This is a genomic window from Halorubrum lacusprofundi ATCC 49239, assembly GCF_000022205.1.
In the GTDB taxonomy this organism is placed as follows: Archaea; Halobacteriota; Halobacteria; order Halobacteriales; family Haloferacaceae; genus Halorubrum; species Halorubrum lacusprofundi.
Window position 1 is genome coordinate 1,944,097 of record NC_012029.1, and the last position, 24,908, is coordinate 1,969,004.

The 24,908-nt window shown below is 65.9% G+C and carries 27 protein-coding genes; 16 read left to right on the top strand and 11 right to left on the bottom strand.

The genetic code is table 11. The features are described 5' to 3' along the window. Nucleotides 1–65 precede the first annotated feature (65 nt). The 5 genes from HLAC_RS09665 to HLAC_RS09685 all read right to left on the bottom strand — a co-directional run bounded on the left by HLAC_RS09665 (nucleotide 66) and on the right by HLAC_RS09685 (nucleotide 5,139). Nucleotides 66–485: a DUF7124 domain-containing protein gene (locus HLAC_RS09665; protein ID WP_015910647.1), complete on the bottom strand. Its 420-nt coding sequence runs from the start codon at nucleotides 483–485 to the stop codon at nucleotides 66–68. A 101-nt stretch (nucleotides 486–586) separates the two neighbouring features. Continuing rightward, nucleotides 587–802 (bottom strand): DUF7979 domain-containing protein, encoded by a 216-nt coding sequence (locus tag HLAC_RS09670; RefSeq protein ID WP_015910648.1) that lies wholly within the window; start codon nucleotides 800–802, stop codon nucleotides 587–589. A gap of 98 nt (nucleotides 803–900) precedes the next feature. Continuing rightward, nucleotides 901–3,105, bottom strand: a complete 2,205-nt coding sequence (locus HLAC_RS09675; protein WP_015910649.1) for a PAS domain S-box protein — start codon at nucleotides 3,103–3,105, stop codon at nucleotides 901–903. A gap of 63 nt (nucleotides 3,106–3,168) precedes the next feature. Next, on the bottom strand, nucleotides 3,169–4,410 hold the full coding sequence (locus HLAC_RS09680) for an NAD(P)/FAD-dependent oxidoreductase (protein WP_015910650.1): 1,242 nt from the start codon (nucleotides 4,408–4,410) through the stop codon (nucleotides 3,169–3,171). 150 nt (nucleotides 4,411–4,560) lie between these two features. Next, on the bottom strand, nucleotides 4,561–5,139 hold the full coding sequence (locus HLAC_RS09685; RefSeq protein ID WP_015910651.1) for a DUF1684 domain-containing protein: 579 nt from the start codon (nucleotides 5,137–5,139) through the stop codon (nucleotides 4,561–4,563). Between the two features lie 119 nt (nucleotides 5,140–5,258). On the opposite strand from HLAC_RS09685, the gene HLAC_RS09690 reads away from it, so the two are divergent. The 3 genes from HLAC_RS09690 (at nucleotide 5,259) to HLAC_RS09700 (ending at nucleotide 7,587) form a co-directional block, all read left to right on the top strand. Continuing rightward, nucleotides 5,259–5,855 carry a DUF6149 family protein gene (locus tag HLAC_RS09690; RefSeq protein ID WP_015910652.1) on the top strand — a complete coding sequence of 199 codons (597 nt, stop codon included), beginning with the start codon at nucleotides 5,259–5,261 and terminating at the stop codon, nucleotides 5,853–5,855. A 76-nt stretch (nucleotides 5,856–5,931) separates the two neighbouring features. Next, nucleotides 5,932–6,972 (top strand): AI-2E family transporter, encoded by a 1,041-nt coding sequence (locus tag HLAC_RS09695; RefSeq protein WP_015910653.1) that lies wholly within the window; start codon nucleotides 5,932–5,934, stop codon nucleotides 6,970–6,972. A 78-nt stretch (nucleotides 6,973–7,050) separates the two neighbouring features. Next, the gene (locus HLAC_RS09700) at nucleotides 7,051–7,587 is read left to right on the top strand and encodes a TspO/MBR family protein (protein WP_015910654.1); all 537 of its coding nucleotides are present in this window, start codon (nucleotides 7,051–7,053) and stop codon (nucleotides 7,585–7,587) included. An 8-nt stretch (nucleotides 7,588–7,595) separates the two neighbouring features. Here the strand turns inward: HLAC_RS09700 and HLAC_RS09705 are convergent, their stop codons facing one another. Beyond that, a complete protein-coding gene (locus tag HLAC_RS09705; protein WP_015910655.1) occupies nucleotides 7,596–8,231 on the bottom strand; it encodes a GNAT family N-acetyltransferase in 636 nt (211 codons plus the stop codon). Nucleotides 8,232–8,314: 83 nt separating this feature from the next. Between HLAC_RS09705 and HLAC_RS09710 the strand changes: the two genes are divergently transcribed. The 5 genes from HLAC_RS09710 (at nucleotide 8,315) to HLAC_RS09730 (ending at nucleotide 13,600) form a co-directional block, all read left to right on the top strand. Next, the gene (locus HLAC_RS09710; protein ID WP_015910656.1) at nucleotides 8,315–8,890 is read left to right on the top strand and encodes a class I SAM-dependent methyltransferase; all 576 of its coding nucleotides are present in this window, start codon (nucleotides 8,315–8,317) and stop codon (nucleotides 8,888–8,890) included. A gap of 137 nt (nucleotides 8,891–9,027) precedes the next feature. Beyond that, on the top strand, nucleotides 9,028–10,035 hold the full coding sequence (locus tag HLAC_RS09715; protein ID WP_015910657.1) for a sulfurtransferase: 1,008 nt from the start codon (nucleotides 9,028–9,030) through the stop codon (nucleotides 10,033–10,035). 108 nt (nucleotides 10,036–10,143) lie between these two features. Then, complete coding sequence (locus tag HLAC_RS09720; RefSeq protein ID WP_015910658.1) at nucleotides 10,144–11,457, top strand: cation:proton antiporter; 1,314 nt, start codon at nucleotides 10,144–10,146, stop codon at nucleotides 11,455–11,457. Nucleotides 11,458–11,950: 493 nt separating this feature from the next. Then, nucleotides 11,951–12,799, top strand: coding sequence for a helix-turn-helix transcriptional regulator (locus tag HLAC_RS09725; protein WP_015910659.1), 849 nt, complete (start codon nucleotides 11,951–11,953; stop codon nucleotides 12,797–12,799). Between the two features lie 195 nt (nucleotides 12,800–12,994). After that, nucleotides 12,995–13,600, top strand: a complete 606-nt coding sequence (locus tag HLAC_RS09730) for an OsmC family protein (protein WP_015910660.1) — start codon at nucleotides 12,995–12,997, stop codon at nucleotides 13,598–13,600. A 141-nt stretch (nucleotides 13,601–13,741) separates the two neighbouring features. Here the strand turns inward: HLAC_RS09730 and HLAC_RS09735 are convergent, their stop codons facing one another. Then, a complete protein-coding gene (locus tag HLAC_RS09735) occupies nucleotides 13,742–15,148 on the bottom strand; it encodes an ATP-binding protein (RefSeq protein WP_015910661.1) in 1,407 nt (468 codons plus the stop codon). Between the two features lie 147 nt (nucleotides 15,149–15,295). Here HLAC_RS09735 and HLAC_RS09740 point away from each other — a divergent pair, with 147 nt between their 5' ends. From HLAC_RS09740 to HLAC_RS09750, 3 genes are all read left to right on the top strand, one after another. Beyond that, nucleotides 15,296–15,886, top strand: a complete 591-nt coding sequence (locus tag HLAC_RS09740; protein WP_015910662.1) for an NUDIX hydrolase — start codon at nucleotides 15,296–15,298, stop codon at nucleotides 15,884–15,886. Between the two features lie 72 nt (nucleotides 15,887–15,958). After that, entirely contained in the window at nucleotides 15,959–16,714 is a 756-nt protein-coding gene (locus HLAC_RS09745) for a DUF2064 domain-containing protein (RefSeq protein ID WP_015910663.1), read from the top strand. Between the two features lie 66 nt (nucleotides 16,715–16,780). Continuing rightward, a complete protein-coding gene (locus HLAC_RS09750) occupies nucleotides 16,781–17,251 on the top strand; it encodes a DUF5812 family protein (protein WP_015910664.1) in 471 nt (156 codons plus the stop codon). A 25-nt stretch (nucleotides 17,252–17,276) separates the two neighbouring features. On the opposite strand, the gene HLAC_RS09755 is transcribed toward HLAC_RS09750, so the two are convergent. Further along, entirely contained in the window at nucleotides 17,277–17,624 is a 348-nt protein-coding gene (locus HLAC_RS09755; protein WP_015910665.1) for a DUF7968 family protein, read from the bottom strand. Nucleotides 17,625–17,782: 158 nt separating this feature from the next. Here HLAC_RS09755 and secF point away from each other — a divergent pair, with 158 nt between their 5' ends. The 3 genes from secF to HLAC_RS09770 all read left to right on the top strand — a co-directional run bounded on the left by secF (nucleotide 17,783) and on the right by HLAC_RS09770 (nucleotide 21,178). Continuing rightward, a complete protein-coding gene (secF, locus tag HLAC_RS09760) occupies nucleotides 17,783–18,664 on the top strand; it encodes a protein translocase subunit SecF (protein WP_015910666.1) in 882 nt (293 codons plus the stop codon). Next, nucleotides 18,664–20,253 (top strand): preprotein translocase subunit SecD, encoded by a 1,590-nt coding sequence (locus tag HLAC_RS09765; RefSeq protein ID WP_015910667.1) that lies wholly within the window; start codon nucleotides 18,664–18,666, stop codon nucleotides 20,251–20,253. Before secF ends, HLAC_RS09765 begins: the two co-directional genes overlap by 1 nt. Nucleotides 20,254–20,434: 181 nt before the next feature. After that, the gene (locus HLAC_RS09770; RefSeq protein ID WP_015910668.1) at nucleotides 20,435–21,178 is read left to right on the top strand and encodes a TMEM165/GDT1 family protein; all 744 of its coding nucleotides are present in this window, start codon (nucleotides 20,435–20,437) and stop codon (nucleotides 21,176–21,178) included. 16 nt (nucleotides 21,179–21,194) lie between these two features. On the opposite strand, the gene rnhB is transcribed toward HLAC_RS09770, so the two are convergent. The 3 genes from rnhB to HLAC_RS09785 form a co-directional block, all read right to left on the bottom strand. Beyond that, nucleotides 21,195–21,899, bottom strand: coding sequence for a ribonuclease HII (gene rnhB, locus HLAC_RS09775; RefSeq protein ID WP_015910669.1), 705 nt, complete (start codon nucleotides 21,897–21,899; stop codon nucleotides 21,195–21,197). Between the two features lie 69 nt (nucleotides 21,900–21,968). After that, nucleotides 21,969–22,340 (bottom strand): 30S ribosomal protein S8e, encoded by a 372-nt coding sequence (locus tag HLAC_RS09780; protein WP_015910670.1) that lies wholly within the window; start codon nucleotides 22,338–22,340, stop codon nucleotides 21,969–21,971. A 113-nt stretch (nucleotides 22,341–22,453) separates the two neighbouring features. Further along, a complete protein-coding gene (locus HLAC_RS09785) occupies nucleotides 22,454–24,088 on the bottom strand; it encodes a potassium channel family protein (protein ID WP_015910671.1) in 1,635 nt (544 codons plus the stop codon). A gap of 100 nt (nucleotides 24,089–24,188) precedes the next feature. Between HLAC_RS09785 and HLAC_RS09790 the strand changes: the two genes are divergently transcribed. Together HLAC_RS09790 and HLAC_RS09795 are read left to right on the top strand one after the other, a co-directional pair. Continuing rightward, entirely contained in the window at nucleotides 24,189–24,584 is a 396-nt protein-coding gene (locus HLAC_RS09790) for an ArsR/SmtB family transcription factor (protein ID WP_015910672.1), read from the top strand. After that, a complete protein-coding gene (locus tag HLAC_RS09795) occupies nucleotides 24,581–24,859 on the top strand; it encodes a DUF7521 family protein (protein WP_015910673.1) in 279 nt (92 codons plus the stop codon). Before HLAC_RS09790 ends, HLAC_RS09795 begins: the two co-directional genes overlap by 4 nt. The last annotated feature ends 49 nt before the right edge of the window (nucleotides 24,860–24,908 follow it).

A 24,908-nucleotide genomic window follows, 5' to 3' on the forward strand; every position in this document is an offset into this window, starting at 1 on the left:
GACGGTCAAAACATCCGGCGGTATCGGCGGTCAGCGGAAGGCCGTGCGGTCAGCGATCCGGTTGCCTACGGCCAGTCGTCGCGCGACGACTTCTCGGGCGCCTCCTCCTCGTCCGGCTTGTCCGTCGCGAGGATCCACCCCGCGGCGTCGGCCGCGTCCTCGACGTGGAGGAACTCCCAGCCGGTTGCCTCGGCGAGCGCCTCGTCTTCCTCGTCGACGCCGACGAACACGTGTCGATCCGTGTCGAACTGCTGGGCGATGTTCTCTAAGCTCTCCTCGACGCCGCGCGGCCCCGAGAAGAAATCTTGGCGCACGCGGTGCTTACGGGTGAAGTTCGTGACGACGTAGGTCGGCTTCTCGCTGACGACGCCGACGTACTCCGTCCACTGCCGGGCGTTGTTGAACACGTCGTTGGGGTCCGCGAGGGCCTTCAACGCCTTCAGCTCGAACGCCAGCGTCATGTCGGTAGATCCGCCACTGTCCATGGATCGATGTTCTCGCGGCGGGCGAAAACAACTTCGCTTCTGGGCCATTCTCACCGTCTGCAAAGCGAGTGTCGGCGGTCAAGCGATCGTTGGCGGTCAACTCAGCGCGCGCGAACCTTGTAGTAATCGGTGAACTTCACCACGTCGCCGTCGTCGAGGTCCTCGGTCTCCGGTGCTGTTCGCGGCCGCCCGGCGATTTCGCTGACGGCCACCTGCGTCTCCTCGTCGAGCTCGTCGTAGTGGCGGACTCGCGCGTCCGCCGGGATCGTACCGGTGCGGCGGAGCCGCATGCGCCTGTTCGTCTCCCGAAGTGACATACGTTACCGTATAACACGGTAGATCGTGATAAATCTGTCGCCGACGCGGTGCGGACCGCAGCGAGACGCGCGATCTACCCCACGATCCATTCCGCCCGTCACCGATCCGATCGGGGGAGCGTGACCGTCACGACCGTCCCGCGGGGCGTCGCGTCGCGGACCGCCGCGTCGCCGCCCGACTGCTGGACCACCCAGTAGACGAGCCAGAGGCCGAGCCCGCTGCCGTGGTACAGGGCGTCGACGGCCTCGCCGGTCTCTAACACGTCTCGGTTCATCCCGGTTAGCCCCGGTCCGTCGTCCGTGATGGTGACCGTGACCGTATCCTCAGCCGCGGTGACCGTGATCTCGACGGTCGGCGACTCGCGGTCGTGGTGGACGATCGCGTTCCGGACCAGTTCGTCTATCGCCCAGTCGATCCATGTTGTCGCCGACGCGTGGACTGTCCCGTCCGGAGTCGACACGGTCACCGATGCCTCGGGGAACGCGTCGGCGATCTCGGCCGCGACCGCCTCGACCGCTCGTGCGACGTCGACCGGCTCGGTCTCCGGTGGATCGCTCAACACCTCGGTGATCTGGTGGACCTTCTCGCTCGTCGACAGCAGTGCCTCGGCCCGCGCGGCGATGTCGGCGGCGCCCGCTGCGACCGAGTCGACGTCTCCGGCTGCCGCACCCTCGTCCGCGGCTGCCTCACGCTCTCCCGCTGTGTCGGCTATCTGCTGCGCCCGGCCGCGGACGACGGTCATCGCGTTCCGGAGGTTGTGCTGGAGGACGCGGTCTACGACCCGAAGCTGGTGCGCGCGATTCTCGCTGTCCGTCACGTCGCGGAGGACTCCGACGACGCCGACGACGCGGTTGTCTTCCTTATCCGGCCCTTCCAGCGGGTAGTACAGCACGTCGAACATTCGTGTCCCGCGGACGGGATGCCTCCGCATCGCGCGGTACTCCACTGACTGCCCTGCGAGTGCTCGAGTCATCTGCCGCCGCACGTCCGGATAGCTGTCGTCACCGACGGCATCGGCCAGTGTGAGCCCGGTGATGTCCGCGTCGCCGATCCCGTGGTACGTCCGGTACTGCTCGTTCGCGAACAGAAACCGCTCGTCGCGGTCGACCGCGGCGATCAGATCCGTCGCGCCGTCGACTGCGCGCTCGTATAGCTCCAGGTCGGCCTCCCGTTCCTTGATCTCGGTGACGTCCCGACAGATCGCAAACGTCCCCGCGAGCGCCTCGGCGCCGTCGTAGTACGGGTACCGCCGGGTGCTGAACGTCGCGTCGCGACCGCTCCGCTCGAACGACGGCGACACCTCGTACTCGACCGGCTCCTCCGTCCGGAGCACCTCCTGTCGTCGCTCGTCGATCTCCGCGGCCGTTTCGGTGTCCATGAACGCGGTCTCGTCGTCGTCGTACAGTTCCTCGCGGGAGGTACCGGCGAACTCGCTCACCGCCTCGTTGAGCAGTTCGAACTCGCCGTCGCGGTTCTGCAACATGATGGGGTCGTCGAGCCGCTCGACGATGTCGCGGTACTGTTTCAGCTTCCCCTCGGCCGCCTTCCGCTCCGTCACGTCGGTCTGGATGGCGACGAACCGGGACACCGTCCCGGCGTCGTCGAATACGGGCGCGATCGTCTGGTGAGCGTGGTAGTGAGTCCCGTCTTTCCGGCGGTCGACGATCTCCTCTTCCCACACCTCGCCGGCGCAGAGCGTCTCCCACAGTGACACGAAGTACTCGTCGGACATCTCACCGGAGTTGAGCACCGCCGGCGTCTCCCCGATCACCTGCTCGGGCTCGTAGCCGGTGTGGCGAGTAAACGCCGGGTTGACGTACTCGATCGTCCCGTCGGTGTCGGTGACGTAGATCGCGTGTCCCGCGTGTTCGACGAGATTCCGAAACGTCCGGAACTCGCGGTCACGGTCACCGCTGCTTCGCTCGCGGAACACGCCGGTGTACACGGGTTTGCCGTCGACATCGTGTGCATGGAACCGCACCGAGAAAGTGCGCGTCTCCCCGTCGGCCGCCGCCAGCGGCACCGAAACGTCGCCCGCGTCGTCGAGCCGCGCCGGCTCGACGAGCCGATCGCGGAGCGAGGCCGCTCGTCGGTTGGTGGTCGCATCCGGGATCAGCTCCGCGAGCCGACGGTCCGCGAGAGACGCTGCGTCGCGGCCGAGGGCGTCCTCGGCGGCGGGGTTGGCGTAGACGATCGCGCCGGCATCGTCGATCGAGACGATCGGATCCCTGCTCTCCTCGACGACAGACGAGAAGAACCCGCCGTCCGGCGGCGAGGGCTCGTCGTCGTTTCCGCGAGACATATAAAAACGGGTACAGCGTCGAGGGGGAAAAACCTACTGACCGGCGCGTCGGTCGGAAGCCGGCTACTGCTGTTCGGTCGCGGCCGCGAGGTCGTCGACGGAGAAGCCGGGCTCCATCAGGAGGTCCCGCTGGTCGCTCACGTCGCGGCCCTCGCGCATGAGCTGTTTGAACGCCGACTGCGGCGAGAGGTCGCCGATGAGCACGCCGCCGACGACTTTCCCGTCTTTGAGAGCCACGCGGCGCCACTCGCCCTCGGCGGTGGTCGCCTCGATAGAGTCGTCGCCGAGCGTCGGATGGCCGAAGGAGAGGAACGGGAAGTCGAAGTGAGTGATCGAGTACGAGGAGACCCACTCGAACTCCTCGCTGCCGTACTCGAGCATGTTGCGAGCGGCGATCGTTCCCTGTTGCTTGGCCGACCCCCACGAGCCGTTCTTCGCCTGCTCGCCGAGGACCAGGTCGTTGAACGTGGTGATGTCGCCGGCCGCGAACACGTTGTCGACGTTGGTGCGCATGAACTCGTCGACGACGATGCCGTTCTCCGTCTCCAGCGACGTGTCCTCGACCAGTTCGGTGTTGAAGTTCAGGCCGATGGCGACGCCGGCGAAGTCGCACTCGTAGCGATCGCCGTTCGGGTCGACCGCGGCCTCGACGTGACCGTCTTCGTCGACCTCGAAGTGGTCGACGCCGGAGCCGAAGACGGGCTCGACGCCGCGTTCGCGCATCGCGTCGTGCATGATCTCCGCGCCTTCCTCGGAGAGCGCGTAGCGCCACCAGGAGTCGCCGCGCATCAGGTACTTCGCCTCGACGTCCTGCGCGCCGCAGATGGCCGCAAAGTCGATGCCTAAGAGTCCCGCGCCGACGATGACCGCTCGGTCCGCGTCCTCGACGCTCTGTTTGATCTTGCGGGCGTCCTGGAACGTCCAGAAGTGGTGGATTCCGTCGGCGTCGGCGTTGCCGACCGGGAGCTGCTGGGGGGTGCCGCCGACCGCGAGCAGGAGGGTGTCGTACTCGAACGTGTCTCCCTCGTGGGTGTGGATCGCGTCGTTCTCGATGTCGATGTCGACGACGACCGTGTTGAGCCGGAGGTCGACATCGTGATCGTCGTACCACGATTCCTGATGGATCGAGATCGGGGCCTCGGGGAGCTTCCCCTTCGCGTACTCTTTGATCAGGATCCGGTTGTAGAGGGACTCACCCTCGTCCGTGAGAACCGTGATCTCGGCGTCGGGCGCTTCCTCGCGGAGCGTCTCGGCCGCGGACGCACCCGCGATACCATCACCGATGATCACGTACGAATCGCTCATACGCGAGGGTTCGGATTCATGGTTAATGTGGGTTGTCATCCACGCCCGGATCCGTGCGAATACCCCGCAAAGCCGGCTCGACGGGCTGATCGACGGCTCCCGGACAGCGAGTCTCTCGGCACGAACCACTCGACGCGGAGCCAGACCTCGTCAATGGTCGGCACCCGCGGGCTCGGCGGGGAACTTCTTCTCGCCCGCTTCGATCGCCACATCCAGCCAGTTTTCCATCGGGATGAGCGGGCACTCGTACGCGTGGTTGTACGCGCACGTCGGGTTGTACGCGACGTTACAGTCTACCACCCACTCGCCGTCGACGCGGTCACGGTCGGGCTCCAAATCGAGGTACCGCCCCGCGCCGTACGTCGTCTCGCCGCTCGTCTCGTCGCGGAAGGGCACCCAGAAGCGGTCGGCGCCGTCGGTGGGGCGATACGCCTGCAGCGTTACGGTCTCGCCGTCGATTTCGAGCCGAAACTCCCCCCAGCGACGGTACGTCTGCTCGCCGTCGGCGGTCGTCTCAACGGTCACGGTCTCCTTCTCGTCGTGTTCGTGAAGCGGGACGACGAACCGGTACGCCGGGTCCGGGTCGAAGTACGCCAGTCCGGGGAAGGCGTCGCCTCGCATCGACGCCGGGAGCGGGGACCGCGCGGAGTCGCGAAAGTGCTCGTGTTTCGCCCGCCGCTGTGCCTCGATCTGTGCGGCCCAGTCGTCATCGGGGGTCGTCTCGGTCATACGTTTATATTGGGCGTTTTGTGCAATAACGATTTCGTCGGGAGAGATCGGTGCCACTGGAACACCGAGAAGCGATCGCCTCGCCACAGATTCAAGGCCGTCGCCTCCCAACGAAGCCCATGAAGATCCGGCAGAACATCCGTCACTGGGCGGCCAAAAAGGCGTTGACGACGCCGGTCGTCGGCGACGTGGCGAACGACAAGCTCGTCGACCTCCACACGAGCATCTTCCTCAACAAGGCCGACGAGGACCGGCGCGAGGAGCGACGCGCCCACCTCGACAGCTTCTTCGACGCGACGATGGATACCTACGTCGCTGCCCTAGAGGCCGGTTTCCCGGAGGCGGAGGCCCGCGAGATCACCCACGTGCAGGCCAACTTCGACTTCTTCAACCACGGGTGGACGGAGATGATGGAGATCCCGGGCGACGAGCTGGAGCCGCACTACCGCCGGTACGAGTCCTTCTTCGGCGACCACGGGATCACGATCGACGACCCGCTCGGCGAGTTCCGGCCCGCGGAGGGCATCGTCGAGGCCACCGAGACCCCCGAGAAACTTGAGACGCCGGAGTACGAGAACGCGCTGGCCGGCTTCGCCGACGACGTGTACGTCGAGACCGACGACGGGGAGACAGTCGTCGGCGGCGAGACTGAGGAGCCAGAAGAGGTCGACCCGTCCGCTGCGCCCGGACTCGACGAGGACGAGGCGAGCGCCTAACGGGATCGGGGGCAGGGAGCCGAGAGTATCCGAAACCGCCGCCCACGTTTATACGTCGGCAGCGTGATTCGCCGACATGAACCGCGGGCAATCGTTTCTCCTTCTCCTCATCGGATCGGTCGCGCTCCTCACGCTTTTCGTCATCAGACCGTTTATCGAGTACGTCATCGCCTCCGCGATCCTCGCGTACGTTCTCTTCCCGTTCCACGTGCGGCTCTCGCGGGGGCTTCAAGAGGGACTCTCCAACCGATTCCGCGAGTCGCTTGCGCGTCAGTTGGGGTACATGCTGTCCGCGCTCTTCTTGATCGTCTCGTCGATCGTCGCCGTCATCCTGCCGCTCGCGTACATCTCTTGGGTGTTCGTCCGCGACCTCACGGAGATCGCCCGGGGGAACTCCGATATCGACGTCGAGGCCATCGAGACGGAGCTTGCGGCGCTCACAGGCGAACAGATTGAAGTCGGCGAGGTTCTCACAACCGTCGGACAGGTGCTCGCCAACACGCTGTTCGGCGGACTGGGCGGGATCGTCACCACCGCGCTCCGCGCGTCGGTCGGACTCTCGCTGGCGCTATTTCTGGTTTACTACACCCTGCTCGACGGGCCGGCGTTCGTTCGGTGGCTCCGTCAGACGAGCCCGCTTCCGGCGGATGTCACGTCCGACCTCGTCGATCGGGTCGACGCGATGACCCGCGGGGTCGTGATCGGTCACATCGTCGTGGCGCTGTTGCAGGCGCTGGTCGCGGGACTCGGCCTCTGGGCGGCGGGGATCCCGAACGTCGTCTTCTGGACGTTCGTGATGGCGGTGTTGGCGCTGGTGCCGCTAGTCGGAGCGTTCTTCGTCTGGGGGCCCGCAGCGGCGTACCTCGTCGCGATCGACCAGGTGACGGCCGGAGTGTTCCTCGCGATATACGGGGTCCTCGTCATCGCGATGGTGGACAACTACGCGCGCCCGATCGTTATCGACCAGCAGGCGCACCTGAATCCGGCGGTGATCCTCCTCGGGGTGTTCGGCGGGATCTACTCCATCGGATTCACCGGACTGTTCGTCGGTCCCATCGTCATCGGGGTACTCGCGGCCACGCTGGAGACGTTCCGGGAGGATTACGACCTTATCTAACGGTGTGCGGGTCGTATCGCACATATTCGAGCGACGCGCGGAGGTCGTTTTAAATCGCTTGCGCTCGTATCTCGTTTCATGTCCACCTCCGTCGGCGCGCGTCTCCCGGACTGGCGCGACGCCCTGCTCGTCGTCGCCGCCGCGGTCGCGGTCAACCTGATCGGCGCGGTCGGCGTCCCCTTCACCGCCACCGAGAGCGCGTGGTTCGCCGGCCTCGACCTGCCCGCCTACTACCCGCCGAGTTGGGCGTTCGGCGTCGTCTGGCCGATTCTGTACGCGCTGATCGGCGCCGCAGCCGCACTCGTCTACCTCGGCGGCCGCGAGGGGCGCGAGGGACGCGCTGACGGGTCAACACGGATCGCCCGCGACGCCCGAATCGCGCTCGGGCTGTTCGGCGCCCAGCTCGCCGTCAACGTCGCGTGGTCGCCCGTCTTCTGGGGGCTCGAACGCGCGGACCTCGGGCTCGTCGTCCTCGGACTCCTGCTCCCGCTCGTCGTCGCGACGATCGTCGCGTTCGACCGGGTCGACCGCCGGGCGGCCCTCCTGCTCGTCCCGTACCTCGCGTGGGTCTGCTTCGCGACCGCGCTCAACTACGGGATCTGGGCGCTAAACTAGCGGACCGGCTACTCCTTGCGCTCTCCGCTCTCTCCGCTCTCTCCGCGCTCCCCCAGTCGCGCTGCGATGAACTCCCGTTCCGCCGGATCGAGGTCACGGTCGCCGTCGCGGAAGGCGCGCAGTCCCGCCCGGTACCGGCCTCCGCTCGCGTCGTCCCCTGCGGCCGGCTCGCCCGCCGACCGCTCCAGTACCAGCTCGGCGATCCCGGTGTTCTCGCCCGTGTACGCGAAGCCGCATTTATAAAGCGCCGCGTAGGCGAACGAATTGTTGACCGCGATCTTCACCCGGTCGTACCCGTCGGCCGCGAGTCGAGCGACCGTGCGATCGATGAGTCGCGGGCCGAGCCCCTCAGCGCGGCGCGCGACGTGGACGGTGACGTATCGGAGGCGACAGCAGTCGGGGTCGGTTCGGTCCGACGAGAAGGAGATCGCCGCGACAACGTCGTCGTCGAACTCGCTCGCCTCGACGGTCGGGGGCAGAGGCTCGTCCGGTTCCCACTCCGGGACCGCCGGCGAGCCGTCCGAGGTCCGCAACACCGCCTTGCCCGGCGCGCCGACGACGAACTTCCCGGCGTAGGCGAACGCCCGGTAGTCGAGCCGCAGCGTCGTCCCCGAGTCCGGGCCGCCGACGAGCGCGTACTCCATGGCGACCGCTACGGCTCGTCCGTATAAATGAACGGGGGCTCGCCGCGAACGCCTTTTAAGTGTCTCCGCCGCCGATCGCCACCATGTACGGCCTCGGCGACGTTCGCTTCTTCGACCGGATCGCCCCGCTGTACGACCGCGTCATGCCGCCGGCCGACGGCGAGACGCTGGCCGCGGGACTCGACCACGCGACGCGACCGATCGACCGACTGCTCGACATCGGCGGCGGCTCCGGGCGCGCGGCGGCCGCGCTGACCGGTCCCGATATCACCGTCGTCGACGCCTCGCTCGGGATGCTGGCGCGCGCTCGGGAGCACCGCGGGCTCTCGGGCGTCGCCGGCGACGCGGGGCGGCTTCCGTTCCGCGACGGATCGGTCGACGCCGCAATGGTCGTCGACGCGTTTCACCACCTGCCCGATCAGGCGGCCGCGATCGGGGAAGCTGCGCGTGTGATCGCCCCTGGCGGCGCGCTCGTGATCCGGGAGTTCGACCCGACGAACCCGCTCGGCAGAGTCCTCGTCGCGAGCGAGCACGCGATCGGGATGGAGTCGCGGTTCCGTTCCCCAGACGATCTCGCCGCCGCGCTCGCCGACGCCGGGTTCGATCCGCGGGTCGTCGACCGCGGCTTCGGCTACACGGTCGTGGGCGTGCGGGAGTGAGGGTGAGAGTCGGTGAGAAATCCGGCCTCGCAAGTCTGGCCGGTGACGGGGACGTCGACGGGGTTGTCGTCGGAGCCGACGGTAACACGAACCTCCACTAACAGGGTTATCGTGGTCCCGCCGCAACCCGCGATCGAATGGACGACAGACCCACGCGGACCTCCAGACGATCGGTATTGGCCTCGGCAGGCGCGGCGCTCGCGGCGACGGCCGGCTGTCTCGGCTCGACCGACAGCGACGACGAACAGCCGTCGGCGTACACGACGCCCGCGGCCGCCGAGTTCGACGGCGTCGTCGACAGCCAGTGGCTCGAATCGAACCTCGACGACGTGCACCTGCTCGACGCCCGCGACGAGGAGGCGTTCAGCGAGGGGCGGATCCCCGGCGCGTACCACTTCCCGGATTCCGAGATGCTGGACAGCTACGCCGAGGAGACCTCCGACGGGTTCGAGGTCTCCCCCGAGGCGATCGCGTGGACGCTCTCGGAAGCGGGGATCGAGCCCGACGACGACGTGGTGGTGTACGGCGCGGAGTCGAACCTCTGGGAGACGTACGCCATCTACACGCTCAACGCGCTCGGCCACGAGGGGCAGGTCAGCCTGCTCGACGGCGGGTTCACCGTCTGGGACGCAGCCGGCGGCGAGACCGTCTCTGAGGCCCCCGAGGCGCAGGAAGCCACCTACGAGCCCGAACTGGACACCGGCGTGGTGGCGACGCGGGAGTTCGTCGCCGACAACGTCGACGAGGACGGCGCCGCGATCCCGATCCTCGACATGCGCTCGCCCGAGGAGTACTGGGGCGTCGACGAGCGCGGCGACCTCAGCCGGTTCGGCCACGTCACCGGCGCGACCAACCTCAACTTCGTCCAGAGCATCGACGACGAGGCCGGTCGGCTCCGCTCTCCCGAGGAGTTGGAGACGCTGTGGATCGACGACGCCGGTATCTCGCCCGACGAGACGGCGGTCGCCTACTGTCAGACCGCGATCCGGGCGTCGGTCGGCTGGTTCGTCCTCGATCAGCTCGGCTGGGAGGACGTGCGCAACTACGAGGGGAGCTGGGCCGACTGGGGAACGCTCTCGGAGGATAACGGCTACTACTACACCAGCGGCGAGGACACCGGGACAGTCGTCGACACGTTCGCGTAAATGGTCTTCGTCGGCGCTGTTGGAGTCCTACCCTTCAGGTATACTGTGGAATGAGACAGGGTAACTACCCCCGATGTTTTCCTAGTCGGAATTCCAATAGTAGGGCGGATGGCTGCCTACGAAATCGGGCTACTGATCATTGGCTTTGCGATCTTGGGGGCAGCCATTCTGCCACGGTTGCTCGAACACCGCCCGCTGTCGTTTCCGATTATATACGTCACATTCGGGCTCCTCCTGTTCACGGTTATTCCTGGCACTCCATCTCTGAACCCGGTCGAGAGCTCCTACGTGACCGAGCGGCTCACCGAACTCGTCGTGATCATCTCACTTATGGGAGCCGGGTTAAAGATCGACCGCCCGTTTTCCCTCAAGACGTGGTCCGCGGCGTGGCGGCTGATTCTCATTGCACTCCCGATCACTGCTGGGGTAATGGCAGTCCTCGCGTGGGGGATCATCGGTCTGTTGCCAGCCACGGCCATCTTACTCGGGGCCGTGATCGCGCCGACCGATCCGGTGCTCGCATCAGGCGTCGGGTCGGGCGCACCGCTGACGGAACTCGAAGAAGAACAGGACCCGAGACAGCGGTGGGGGACGGTTCGATTTTCACTCACTGCGGAGGCCGGCTTCAACGACGGGTTAGCCTTTCCGCTTACGAATCTGGCTATTGCGGCAGCCGGGGCGGCGCTTGTAGAGGGAGCGTCCTGGTCATGGCTGGTTGACTGGGTTCTCGTTGATGTCCTCTATAAGATCGCGGCGGGGGTTGTCCTCGGCTATGTGATCGGAAATCTCATGGGCCGGTTTCTGTTTCGGTTACCCACGACTGAGAGTGTCGCCGAGATAATGGGGGGCGGTCAGGAGGTAATGGCAGGGATCGAAGCGCTGGCCACAACGCTGATCGCGTACAGCGTGACCGAACTCCTGGGCGGGTATGGTTTCATTGCTGTCTTCGTGGGTGCACTGACACTCAGACACTTCGAGTGGGAACACGACTACTACGTGGAGCTTCATGATTTCGCCGTCGTCGTCGAACGGCTTCTCATGGCGACGGTTCTCGTACTGTTCGGAGGGGCTATCGCCGGGGGATTGTTAGGAGCCTTAACGTGGACTGAAGCACTGATTGGGATGATCCTCCTCCTGGTAGTTCGGCCAGTGGCCGGGATTCTCAGCTTTATCGGAACGGCTGCTTCCTGGCCGGAGCGGGCCGTGATCGGGTTTTTCGGTATTCGAGGCATCGGCTCGTTCTATTACCTCTCCCACGCCTTGGCGGAGTCGTCGTTTCAGGAGATAGAGCTCCTCATCGCGGCAGAACAGCTCTGGGCTTTCGTCGGATTCGTCGTCCTAATGTCGATCATCCTGCACGGGATGAGTGCAAACCCGGTCATGAACGCCCTCAATCGACGGCAGCAGCGTCAGGAGAATTAGGAGGGGTCCGATCGATGACGGGAGTGGATGAATCGGTGCAGTTGATCGATTGCTTATAAGTGAGAGTGAGTTGTTGCTGGCGGCTGTTCATAAGTCTCTGACAGAACGGTGAACATCTCCAAAGCCCCAGCCGCGAGGAGGTCGCACGCTCGCTGTCGTTCGAAAGGCGCAAAGCGACTTTCGCGATGTCGTCAGAATCCGCCGGATTCTGACTGCTAGCCGGAAATTGAAAATTTCCGGCGACGACGAGAGCATCCGGCGTCTCGAACCACGCGCCTCACTCGGTCGCTACCACTCTCCTCGTTGCGGTGTCGCCGGCGCCCTCCTCGCGAGCCTACGGCCAGCTCGCAGGCACGCCGAGCGAGAGCAAAGCTCTCGCTTGCAGCCGGCGGCAAAGCCGCCGGCGACGCCACCGCCGTGCTATTTCTAAGCGATCGTCGCAGTCGCTCACGACCATTTAAATGCCATCCCGCTGCGGACACGAACTGTTTTGATGTCTCTCCGCGTACGTCCACTATTGAGGTGTGTTAACGTGAAACAATATGATGTGGAGTCGCCGATCGTCGACATCGCGTATCTCGCGCGGTCCGAACATCGTATCTCAACGCTCGTCGCACTGACGGAGCGCCCCCGGAGCCGCTCCGAGCTCTGCGAGTTGACCGGGGTTTCGTCTTCCACGATGCGCCGGACACTGGACGAATTCAACGACCGGCTCTGGATCCGCAAAGACGGGTATCAGTACGCGGCGACGCGACTGGGGGAGGCGATCGCATCCGGAATGGAAGACCTGATCGAGCGGGTTGAAACCGAGCGAGAGCTGCGTTCTGTCTGGCAATGGCTCCCCGACGCGATCAGCGAGTTTCCGTTCGAGACGTGGTCGGAACTGACCGTAACCGTCGCCGAACCCGATGCGCCGTATCGTCCGGTGGGACGATTCGAGTCGCTCCTCCGGGAGACGACCACCGTACGGTTCCTTCGTCCGGAAGTCGCGCTGATGGATCTGTGCTTCGACCTGCTCTACCAACTGATCGGCGAGGGCGTGGACGTGACGTTGATCGACCGTCCGGAGTGTCACCGATACTTTCTGTCGACGTATCCGGATCGTAGCTCCGAGATGATTCAACAGGACAATTTCACGGTATTAGAGCACAACGACCTGCCTTCGTACGGAACCGGGCTGCTCGATGAACGCATTACGATCAGTTGTTACGAGCGGGATAGCGGAACGGTGCACGCATTGATCGATACCGACGCGCCGGCGGTCCGCGAGTGGGCGGAGTCTCTCTACGAAAGCCACAGGGCAGATGCACGTCACGTCGAACCACAAAAGAGCGCCGAGTGAGGGTTGTAGCGACGTACGTAACGTGGTCAGACTCGATGAGCACCGAATTGCAGTTGTTGATTCGTTTGCAGTGGCTGCAAGAACGTCACGAATTGCCGAATTTTCACAAAATAGCTACAATACACGCGGCTTCGTAACTCTACTTAGCCGGGAAGAGATACAATCGCTTCTCTGACCGGGGAAGGAGACCAGACCATGACTGCCGAACGACAACTATCGCACGGTATCGACCTCGAAACACTCGACGGGTTCGCCGCACACGCCGCAGAGAATCCCCAAGCCGTCCGGCTTGGCCTCGGGGCGTCTGCGACCTACGAGGGGACAGCCGCGCACAGCCTGGCGAAAGTCGATAGCTACGAGCTTGGGGATGAGACGATCGCCCGCGAAACGCGTGAATACACGATTCCCTACGGCGCCTGGAAGGAAGTACTGGATGCGGGTGGGTGGGTCGGTGGGATCGACCGGCTCGAACCGGTAGAAGCCGCGCTGTCGGCACTGGCTGCCTGTATCAACGTCGGAATCAGCATCAACGCCGCCGCCAACGGCGTGGATATCGACCATCTCCAGACGCGTGTCCGGACCGATTTCGATCCAGCGGTTCTCTTCGGTCTCGAGGAACTCAAGGAGGCCGACTCGGTCTTCGAGAACCTCACCGCCGAGATCGAGATAGACGGCGACAATCTCGATCAGGATCTGATCGACGAATGGGCACGGCGAGCACCCGTCTACACGTTCGTCTCCCTCGCTCAGGACGTCGATATGAGCGTCAACACGCCTGCGGAGATGGTGAGCGACGACTGACTAGGAGAGTGACAAATAAGAGAACCCAATCACCCGGCCCGCCCAGCTGGTGGATCTCGCCGATTGATCCGCCGAACGAACCTTTTTTGACCGAAACCGTGAGAAAACGTATCTCCCTACGGAGGGGATTTGCAGAGCTGCTTAGTCGTGCGAGTGGCTGTGCGCGCCGTGGTCGTGGGCGGTGTCGTCGCCCTCGTCGTCGTGGGTGTGGTCCTGCCCGTCGGGGTCCGTCTCGCCGAGCACCTCCGCGCCCTCGCCGTCGATCATGTCCATATTCTTGAGGTTGTCACGCTCCTCGAAGTCCTCGACGGCCTCCATCACGTCCTGCTGCGTGATCGTCATCCGGTCTTCCGTGAGCGCACCGAGGACCGCCTCGCGCAGCACCATCCGGAGGTCCGAGCCCGTGAGCCCGGTCGTTCGGTCGGCGACCTCCTCGGGGTCGAAGTCGGCGATCTGCATCTCGCGGGTGACGACCCGGAGGATGTCCGCGCGCATGTCACGGTCCGGCTTGGGGAAGTTGACGATCTCGTCGAAGCGGCGCCACGCGGCCGCGTCGAGTTGGTCCGGGTGGTTGGTCGCGCCGATCAAGAGGACCTCGTCGCGCACGAGCGACACCTCGTCGATCGACTTGAGGAGGGTGTTGACCGCGCGCTTCAGGGCGGCGTGCTCGTCGGAGCGCCGGGTCTTCGCCACCGAGTCGAACTCGTCGATGAAGAGGATACACGGCGAGAGCCGCTTTGCGACCTCGAAGGTCTTCTCGACGTTCTTGGCCGTCTCGCCGAGGTACTGGCTCGTGATCATCGACATTTTCACCTCGACGAGCGGGATACCGAGCTCGTGCGCGAGCGCCCGCGAGACGGTTGTCTTCCCGGTCCCCGGCGGACCGACGAACAGCAGCTTCCCGATCTCGCGAAGCCCGATGCTCGCGAGGTACTCGCGGTGTTCGATCGCTTTCACGATCTTCTGTATCTCGCCCTCTTGATCGCCCGTGAGCACGAGGTCAGCGAGCGTCGTCTCGATCTCCTCGGGCGCGCGGACGTTGACGAGGTCGAGCATCTCCCCGTCCTCGTCCTCGTCGAAGTACTCCTCCAGGAGGGCGTCGATCCAGACGCGATCGGCTTGGATCGGTCGGACGCTGTCGCGCGCCTCCTCGTGGGTCACGGGCGCGTCGAGGTCGTCAGACGCCTCCAGCGCGGCGACGACCGTCGGATTGGCGGCGATTCGCTCGTCGTCGGCGTGGTCGCGATACCACTCCAGCGCCATCGCCGGCTGGGTCAGGGATATCTCGCCGGAGAATTCCGTCCGCTGGGTAAAGAGCAGGTCGGAAACGGCGTCCCACGGGTGCTCAACGCCCGTTGCGGTGCGGGTTGTCTCGCTCGTCGCCTTGAGCGGCCGCTCGACGCCGCCCGGGGCGTCGTCGGCGGCGTCATCCGACCAGAACACCTGTCGGAAGCGCGGCGGCAGGTCGTTCTCGTCGAGGTCGCGGTTCTCGGTGTAGAGGTGCGTCGTCAACACGAACTCGACGACGTCGAGCGCCGGGTCACTCATCCGCGCGAAGTAGCCGCGGGACGCGGTTAAGCGCGTCGAACCGCGGGCGCGAACGGTGGCGGCGAAGGGAGCCGACATACCGATTCACACCGATCACACGGGCGCCGTATCGAACGCTTATTAGCCCTGGTGATCGACCTATCTCGCATGAGCTCCGAGGACGCGGCCGCCACCGGTGATTCCGCCGGTCAGGCCGACGCGGACCACGAGAACGCGCTCCAGGACGTGATCGCCGTCGACCCCGAGGACGTCGAACAGGGGACGGTGAACCGGCTCGACGCCCACACCGGCGACGGGATCCGCCACCGGGCGTTCACCTGTCTCGTGTACGACACCGAGGGCCGGATCCTGCTGGCCCAGCGCGCGCCCACCAAGCGACTCTGGGACGCTCACTGGGACGGAACGGTCGCCTCCCATCCGGTCGAGGGGCAGTCGCAGAAGGACGCGACCGAACAGCGCCTTGAAGAGGAGCTGGGGATCACCCCTGAGCAGTACGACGACCTTCGGGTGACGGACAAGTTCGAGTACAAGCGCTACTACCCCAACGAGGGCGTCGAGTGGGAGGTCTGCTCGGTGCTGAAGGTGACCTTGGACGACACCTCGCTCGACCCCGACGAGGAGGAGATCGGCGGTATGCTGTGGGCCGACTACGAGCACCTCCACGAGAACCCGTCGCTGTACAGGCAGCTCCGCCTGTGCCCGTGGTTCGAGATCGCGATGCGGCGCGACTTCTCCTGAGCGAGCGGATCGACCCTCCTGAGACTGCAACCGAAGCGGCGACTTGAAGGCGCGCGGGCGACTTCCTCCGATATGACTGTCGTCGCCGTGCTTGCGAAGCCGCCCCGCGAGGGGCTCGTCGCGACCGGGCTCGCGGAGTCGACGCCGCTGTCGGCCGCCGAAGCCGCCGACCTGTACGAGGCGCTGTTCCGCGACGCCGTCCTCGCGGTCGACCGCTCCGGCGGTGAACTCCTCGTCAACTACCCGGTCAACGACGACCTCCCCGCCGAGTACCGCACCGACGCCGCTCCCGAGGCCGAGCTTCGAACCCTCGTCGCCGACACCCTCGGCGGCACCGAGGAGGTCCGGTTCGAGCGGCAGGTCGGATCGTCGTTCGGCGCGCGCGCTGGGAACACCGTTACCCACCTGCTCCGCGAGGAGAACGCCGACTCGGTCGCGATCGTCACCCCGCAGGCGCCGATGCTCTCGCGGACCGTGATCGACTCGGCCGCGATGAAGCTCCGGACGAACGAGGTCGTGCTCGGCCCATCCACCCGCGGACGCACCTACTACGCCGGGTTCACCGCGCCGATCGACTTCGACGGCGCCTTCGAGGCCCCGAACCTCCCGACGCTCGCGGCGCGCGGCCGCGACGCCGACCTCGACGTGGAGTTCCTGGAGTCGTCGCCGTCGATGGTCGACGGCGACGACCTCCTCGACGCCGTTCCCCTGCTTCGCGCCCGGTTCGCCGCCCAGCGCGTCGTTCCCGACTACACCGCCGCGTTCGTCCACGAGCACGGCCTCGATGTGGTCGTCGAGGACGGGGACGCGCGGATCGTCCGAGACTGACGCGGCTCGAAACCCCGATCAGCGCGCCTCGAAACCCGGAAAAGGCTCGGTCACCTACAACTGACAATGACCGATGAGAAGGAGAGCACGTTCCTCGTCACGCACGTCGAGAGCGACTCCGCGGTGCTGAAAGACGTCCACGACGGGCAGGTGCACACGCTGAGCTCGAACCCCGGGCTCACGGTCGACGATGCCTTGGAGGCGACTGTCGCACCCGATCCGCCGATGGAGGTCACGTATCAGATTGTCGAGATTATGGAGCAGCGAGCTCTCTCGATAGCGGAAAGCGAAGAGCCCCCGACGGTCCACGAGCGCGAGCTCGCGACCGAGACGGAGACCGGCGAGCTCGCCCGCGAGGAACGCGCGGGCGTCGGCGAGATCCACGTGTTGACGCCGCCCGAAGAAGACACCGCGGACGCGGTTTCGGACGTGATCGACGACCGCGAGGCGACGCTCTCGCGGGCGGCTCGGCTCGGCGTGAACCGCGTCGAGGTCCGGTCGGAGCCGGGCGTGGTCAGCGTGCGGTATATGCCCTAAGCGCGTCCCGAGACGGAAAGAGCGGTTATTCTCGGTCGCCGGTTACACACGACGGTCCCGCCGCGCTCTGGACGCGCCAGCCGCCGTCGACGTCGCCGGACCGTGTCTCGTAGTCGACCGCGGTCGCGTCGGTCACGACTGCCGTGTCGACCGCGTCACCGTCGACCTCGATCCGCTCAGCGCGGAACGGTACGTCGAGGCTGTCACCGCAACAGCCGACGTCGACGAACTCCTCGCGGGTATCCCCGACGGCGACGCGATCAAGGACCCGAGCGAAGTAGCCGCGGTAGCGGTCCGTCTCGACCTGATCGCGTCCCCAGTCGCTGAGCCCCTCCGGGTACGAGAGAACGACGCGGGTGGCGTTCGACTCCATACGCTTCGGTACGGCGTCCGGGAGCTAATCGGTTGCGGCGCGACGCGTCGCCTCGCACCTGACCGATGGTGAGAGCGGTCGTGCGTGGGAGATCCGACGGAGACGAAGTCGTAGATGAGTAAGAAGGCTTATTCGCGCCCGCGAAGGAAGCGGTATTTATGGTAGCGATCGAGGTACCGGAGGTCAACTATACCGAGTACTCGAACCGGCAGCTCGTGGCGATTCCGCTCGCGGTCCTCGTTCTCGCACTCGCGATCATCGGCGGGTGGTACCTGGTCACGGGAGCGCCGGCGAATCTCGGGTTGGAGTTCACGGGCGGCGTGGAGCTCCGGATCGCCGACGACGGCGGCGACGTAGAACAGCAGATCGAGACCGCGTTCGAGCGGCAACCCGACTCGGTCCGGTCGATCCCCGCGGACGACGTGTACGTGGTGACGTTCCGGGCGGCCGACGAGGATCCCGGCGGCCTGGCCGACGACCTGTCCGCACAGGCCGACGAGGCGGGGCTGTCCACGAGCGCGATCGATCAAGTGTCCCCCAGCTTCGCGTCCGACACGGCCCGAACCGCGGTGTTCGGCGTTGCGCTCGCCTTCCTCGGAATGAGCGTGCTCGTGTTCGCGCTGTTCCGGACGTTCGTCCCGTCGCTCGCGGTCGTCGCGTCTGCGTTCTCCGACCTGATGGTCCCCATCGCGGTGATGAATCTCCTCGGGATCCAGATGACGCTCGGAACGATCGCGGCGCTCCTGATGATCATCGGTTACAGCGTCGACTCCGACATTCTGTTGAACAACTCCGTACTGCGCCGGACCGGCGACTTCTACGAGTCGGTGAACCGTGCGATGCGGACCGGAGTGACGATGACGCTCACGTCGATGGCGGCGATGATCGTCATGGCTGTCGTCGCGGCGCTGTTCGGGGTCGATCTCCTCCGGAACATCGGAATCATCCTCTCTGTCGGGCTTTGTGCTGACCTAATGAACACGTATCTGCTGAACGTCTCGCTGCTTCGCTGGTACAAATTCGAGGGGGTGAAACAGTAATGCTCGAACCCATCAAGAACAACTGGCAAATATTGCTCTTGGTCGTCGTCGTACTCGGCGCGACGGTAGCGCTTTTCGCGCCGCAGTTCGGTCCCCAGACCGCCCCGGGCGAGAACGTCTCCGAGGCCCAACAGGGCATCACGAACCTCCAGTACGGACTCGATCTGGCGGGCGGGACGCGAGTCCGCGCACCACTCGTCGGCTACACCGCCACCGAGGTCGACTTCGGCGGTGATCAACCGGATGACGTCGCTCGCGCAATCGCAGACGAACTTGAGAACGCCTCGGCAAGCGATATCACTGCGGTGCCTGCGGAGAGCGCGGTCGATGTCACAGAGACATCAGTCACCGAAGCGCAGTTCCGGGCGGCGATGGACGCCTCGGGATACGCCTACGAGGACGTTCGCTCCGGCGTGACTCAGGAGACTCGCGATGTCGCACAGCGGGTCATCGAGGACAAGATCGACGAGACCGGGCTCTCTGGCGGAACGGTCCAGCAGGTCCAGTCGCTCACCGGCGAGTACTTCATCCTCGTCGAGGTGCCCGGAGAGAACCGAAGCAGCGTAACCAGCCTGCTCGAAGAACGCGGGACCGTCCAGATCGACATCGCGTACCCGACCGAAAACGGGACCGCTGTCGAAGAGGAGGTGCTGACGCAAGACGACTTCGCGGAGCTTGGATCGGCTGCCCAGAACGATCGGGGCACCGGCGCCTACGTGCCGGTGACGGTCCGGAACACCGCCCCGGAGGGCGAGCAGTCGCCCGCCCATAGCTTCCAGCAGGCGGTCGCGGACCGCGGGTTCGCCGCGGCGTACAACTCCAACCAGGACCGGTGCGACTACAGCGAGAACCCGGACGACGTGAGCAATCCGTGCCTCCTGCTCACCGTCGACGGCGAGGTCGTCAACTCCTTCGGGATGGACCCGGACCTCGCGGACAGCATGGCGAGCGGCTCGTGGGCCACCGATGGCGGCTTCCGGCTCACAACGGGTGAGTTCAGCGAGGCCGAGCGAATCGCCATCAATCTGCGTGCCGGCGCGCTCCCGGCCGACCTCGACATCAGCGGACAGGGGACCTCGCGGTCCATCTCGGCGGCACAGGGGGAGAACTACAAGAACTACTCGCTGGTGACCGGAATTCTCGCGGTGTTCGCGGTTGCCGGCATGGTGTTCCTCCGCTACCGCGAGCCCGCGGTGGCGCTGCCGATGATCGTCACGGCGCTCGCTGAGGTGTACGCGCTGCTCGGCTTCGCCGCGCTGTTGAGCTACCCCGTCGAGTTGGCTGTGATCGCCGGCTTCATCGCTGTCGTCGGGACGGGAGTCGACGACCTCGTGATCATCGCCGACGAGGTGATGAGCGAGGGCGAGGTCAACTCCCGAAAGGTGTTCGACTCCCGGTTCCGCCGCGCCTTCTGGGTGATCGGCGCGGCCGCGGCGACCACGATCATCGCGATGTCACCCCTGATGGTGCTGTCACTCGGGGACCTGTCCGGGTTCGCGATCTTTACCATCCTCGGGGTCCTGATCGGCGTGTTGATCACCCGCCCCGCGTACGGTGACATCTTGCGTCGCCTGCTGACGGTCCGGTGAAGATCGAAGCGTCCAGATCCAAGTAACGACCTTCCGCGCTCGTCTCGCCGAACGCGGAAGCGGTTACCCACCGCGAGCAACTTGAATACGTGATTCACGACGCACCGCACGCAATGGCTCCGGCGCGCGCCGCTCCGGAGCCACGGTCGTCGCGGGCGCGGAACCATGAGGAGGAACGGGTGTGACCGCCTACGCCGAGATCGTCGTCGTCGCGTTCGTCGCCCAGCTCGCGGTGCTGCCGGGCGAGAAGGTGCAGTTCATGATCGCCGCGCTGTCGACGCGGTACGACCCGAAAGTCGTCGTCGCCGCCGCGGGCTCGGCGTTCGCCGGCTGGACGGCGATCGAGATCGCCTTCGGCCAAGCCCTGCAGTCGGCGCTTCCCGGCGTCGTGCTCGACGCCGTGACCGCGGTGCTGTTCTTCGTCTTCGCGTACCTGCTGTACCGGTCGATGCCGAACCGGGAGTCGGGACAGATCGCCTCGGACGGTGACGGCGACCCGGAGGCGGTCGATTCGGACCCGGAGCCCAGCGACGCGACCCTCGCCGCGCTGGAGTCGGTGACGCTTCCCGGACCGCTCGACCGCTACGCCGGATCGTTCGGCGGCTTCCTGCCGATATTCGTGCTCACCGCCACCGGCGAGTTCGGCGACAAGACCCAGCTGGTGACGATCGGACTGGCCGTCCAGTACGGCGCGACCTCCGCCATCTGGCTGGGCGAGATGCTGGCGATCATCCCGATCAGCCTCGCGAACGCGTACTTCTTCCACACCTTCGCCCACCGGTTCGACATGCGGCGGGCGCACCTCGGGTCCGCGGTGCTGTTCGCCTTCTTCGGTGCCGACACCGTGCTCTCCATCGCCGCCGGATTCTCCGTCTGGGAGACGTTCATGGAGACCGTGAGCGCGGCGGCGTCTGGGCTGTTCTAGGACTTCCCGGGTTCCATTAAAACTCGTCCAACCCGGACTGCTCGGCGGCCGCCAACACGTCGTCGCAGGTCGCCCACGAGCGCCGCGCGCAGCCGGGCACGTTCCCGTGGTCGTTGACGTACGCCCGGAGGAAGTTTCGCGTCGCCGGATCGCTCGGATAGCCGCTTCCGAGCCCGTCGTACGCGGGGTAATCGGCGTCGATATCCGCCATCCGCTCGTCGCGAGCCACCTTCGCGACGACGCTCGCGGCGCCGACCATCGGGTCGTCTTCGTCGGCGCCGTGGGCGGCCGACACGTCGACTTCAGGATGTTCGGTATCGGTGGTATCGGAGTCTGGATCGGCCACGGACTCGCCGAGCCGACGGGCGAATCGCGCCTCGCTGGTGTCGCCGGCGTCGGCGACGACACGGATCGGCTCGTCGAGGTCGACGGCGACAACCCCATGCAGCGCGGCCCGAACCGCCCGTGCTTGTCCGCGCACCGTGAGCGTGTTCATGTCGGTGTCTGGACGGTCGATCTCGGCGGGTTCGACGAACGCGACGCCGACAGCGACGGCGTCGGTTGCGCGGATCTCGGCATCGATCGACTCGCGGCGCGAGGGGGCGATTCGCTTCGAGTCGTCCACATCGGCCGGGAGAGCTACCGGGTCGGCGAGCACCGCCGCGGCGACCATTGGTCCGAGTACGGGGCCCTTGCCGGCCTCGTCGACGCCGAGGTACACGCGTCGCTCCTCGTCTCGAACGGGTAAATAGGTTCAGAAAGCGGTCGGCCGCGTGTCGAACGGGACCGTTCAGTCGATGAGGACCGCGTTGACCTGTCCGGTCTGGCCGGGTCGAGAGGAGACGCGAGCGCGGCCCGCGGACGTCTCGATAATGGCGCCCTTGGTGATGATGTTTCGGCGGGCGTAGTTGACGTTCGAGGGGTTGTCGACGACGTTCTCGATCTCGGCTTCGCTGACGGCGTCGCCGTCGGCGACCTGCGCGACGTTCGTCGAGAGCGCGCGGACCTTCTTCTCGTTGCCGCGAGAGTCGATGTACTGGACTCGCGTCTCACCGACGGTCGTCTCGGCCGGCTCGCGGCCGAGCTGGTGGCGCTTCTTGTTCGAGGCGTGCTTGAGTCGGCCGCCGGTCCGCTTGCGCGTGGAGCGTCCCTGGTCTTTCATACAGGTACGAACAGCCAGCGAATACTTGAAGCGTTCGACTCGTGCCGGCGTCGAGGCCGCCGAGACCGGCGACAAGGCGGCCCGGACGCCCCGACGCGCCGCCACGCGATCGGTCAGGTGAATCGGCCTTCGAACGCCCGAATCCCCTCGTCGGTGCCGACGACGACGAGCTCGTCGTCCGGCTCGATCCGCGTGTCGGGGCCGATTTCGGTCACGGTCTCGTCGTCTCGCTCGATCGCGATGACGGTACAGCCGGTCGCCTCGCGGACGTTCGCCCGGCCGATCGTCCGTCCGGTAAGCCGCGGTACGCGGCTTCTGACGACCTCAATCTGCTGGTTGAGCGAGAGCACGTCGCGACCCTCGATGACGGTCGAGGCGGACATCCGTCCGGTGACGGTCGCAAGGGAGAGCACGTAGTCGGCGCCTGCCCGGTGCATCTTCCGGACGCTCGCGGCTTCCTCGACGCGGGCGAGCACCTGCGTGTTCGGCGCCAGATCGCGAACCACGAGTGTCGTAAACTCCGTCGTGGTGTCGTCCGGTAGCGCGAGTACGACCGTCTGTGCCGCCTCGACGCCGGCGGCGCGCAGCGTCTCCGGATCGGTCGCGTCGCCGACTACGTCGACGCCCTCGGCGTCCTCTCGGTCGACGACCGTGACGGGCAGGTCGGCGTCTGCGACCGCCTCGGCAACGGTTCGGCCGACCTGTCCGTACCCGATGACCACGGTCTCGCCCGCGCCGAACCGTCGCGTGGCGGAGTTCGTCAGCTCGACGAGCCGCTCCAGCTGATCCGACCGACCGGAGACGAGCAGGACTGTCCCGGCCGACAGCGTCGCGTTCGGCGGCGGCGCCGCGTCAAACTCGCCGTTAAACCACGCGCCGATCACGTTGACGCCGGCGCGTTCGCCGATCCTGCTCTCGGCCAGCGTCGAGCCGGCGAGCGAGCTCCCGTGCGGGACCGACACCTCCGCGAGTTGGAGGGAGTCGCCGATCGCGACCGCCTCGCCGAGGTCTGTCTGCAGCGCGGTCGTCACCTTCGCGGCGAGGCTCTCGCCGAGTAGCGACCGCGGCGAGAGGACCTCGTCAGCGCCGGCGAGCCGGTGGTACCGCTCGCGTTCCGGGTCCTCGACGACGCTGATAACGCGCACCTCCGGCGACAGCTCTTTGGCGGCGAGCACGATACTCGCGTCGACCTGGTCGGAGACATCCGTCACCAGCGCCCGCGCGTCGGGCAGGTTCGCGGCCGCCAACCCCTCCGTCGACTCCGGATCCGCGCGGATCACTGTCCGGCCCGCCTCGTAGAGACGCACCGCCCGGTCGGCGTCCGGTTCGACGATCGCGTAGGGGATCTCGTGGGAGTCGAACTCCTCGATGAGCGCCGCCGACCGCGAGGTGTCCGAACAGACGACGACGTGGCCGGACAGGTCCTCATCCAGCGACCGGGGGACGGTCGTCGAGAAGGCTTCCTCTAGGAGGGGCGTCACCACGACCGGCAGCGCGCCGATCAGAAGCACCATGCCGACGAGGTCCATCACCGCGATGAACGCGTTTAGCTGCTGGCTCTCCCACGGCGAATCTCCGCCGAATCCGGTGGTCGTGAACATCTCGATCGAGAAGCGCAGCGCCTCGATCATCGTGCGCGGATCCCCCTCGTACACCCGCATCCCGTAGCGATAGACGACCGCGGTGAAAATCAGCACGAAGAGGACGAAGGCGGAGTACCCCCCGACCCGCCGCTTCCACGAGTCCATTTCCTCCGGATACGACACCCGCACACAAAAACCGGGCGCGTTTCGCGGTGTCGCAAGCGGAAGTTTGATGCTTTAAGGTCCGCCGGTCGAACGATGACGTATGGCGCGGGACCTGTCGCGCGAGGAAGATCCACCGTCGGTCGACGACGTGCTGGACGCCCTGGCAGACGCCGATGCACGGCGGATCGTGTCTGCGCTCTCCGAGCCGAAGACGGCCAGCGACATCTCGGAGGAGTGTGACATCCCCCTGTCGACGACGTACCGGAAGCTGGAACTGCTCACCGAGGCCTCCCTGCTGTCGGAGTCGACGGACATTCGCCGCGACGGGCAACACACGACCCGTTACTCGATCTCGTTTGAGACGGTTACCGTCTCGCTCGACGAGGAGAACGACGAGGAGAACGACCGCGAGTTTGAGATCGAGTTCACGCGCCCGGATCGCACCCGGGACGAACGGCTGGCCGACCTGTGGTCGGAACTTCGGGAAGAAACATGACTACCCACATCAATCTGCTCATCATCGTCGCAAAGACCGCCATCCTGGTGCTCGGTGGCAGCATCACCTACTACGCGCTCCGGGCGTACGGTCGGACCGGCGACCCCTCGCTGCGCGCGCTCGGTATCGGCTTCGGCGTCGTCACTATCGGGGCGCTGATCGGCGGCGTCTCCCACCAGATTATCGGATCGAGTCTGGCCGTCGGGATCGCGATCGACAGCCTGCTGACGGCGGTCGGGTTCGGCGTCATCGTCTACTCGCTGACGGTCGAGTGAGGTGGGCGAGGCGACCGCGTTCCCGTCGCGCTTCCGATCCGCTATCGAC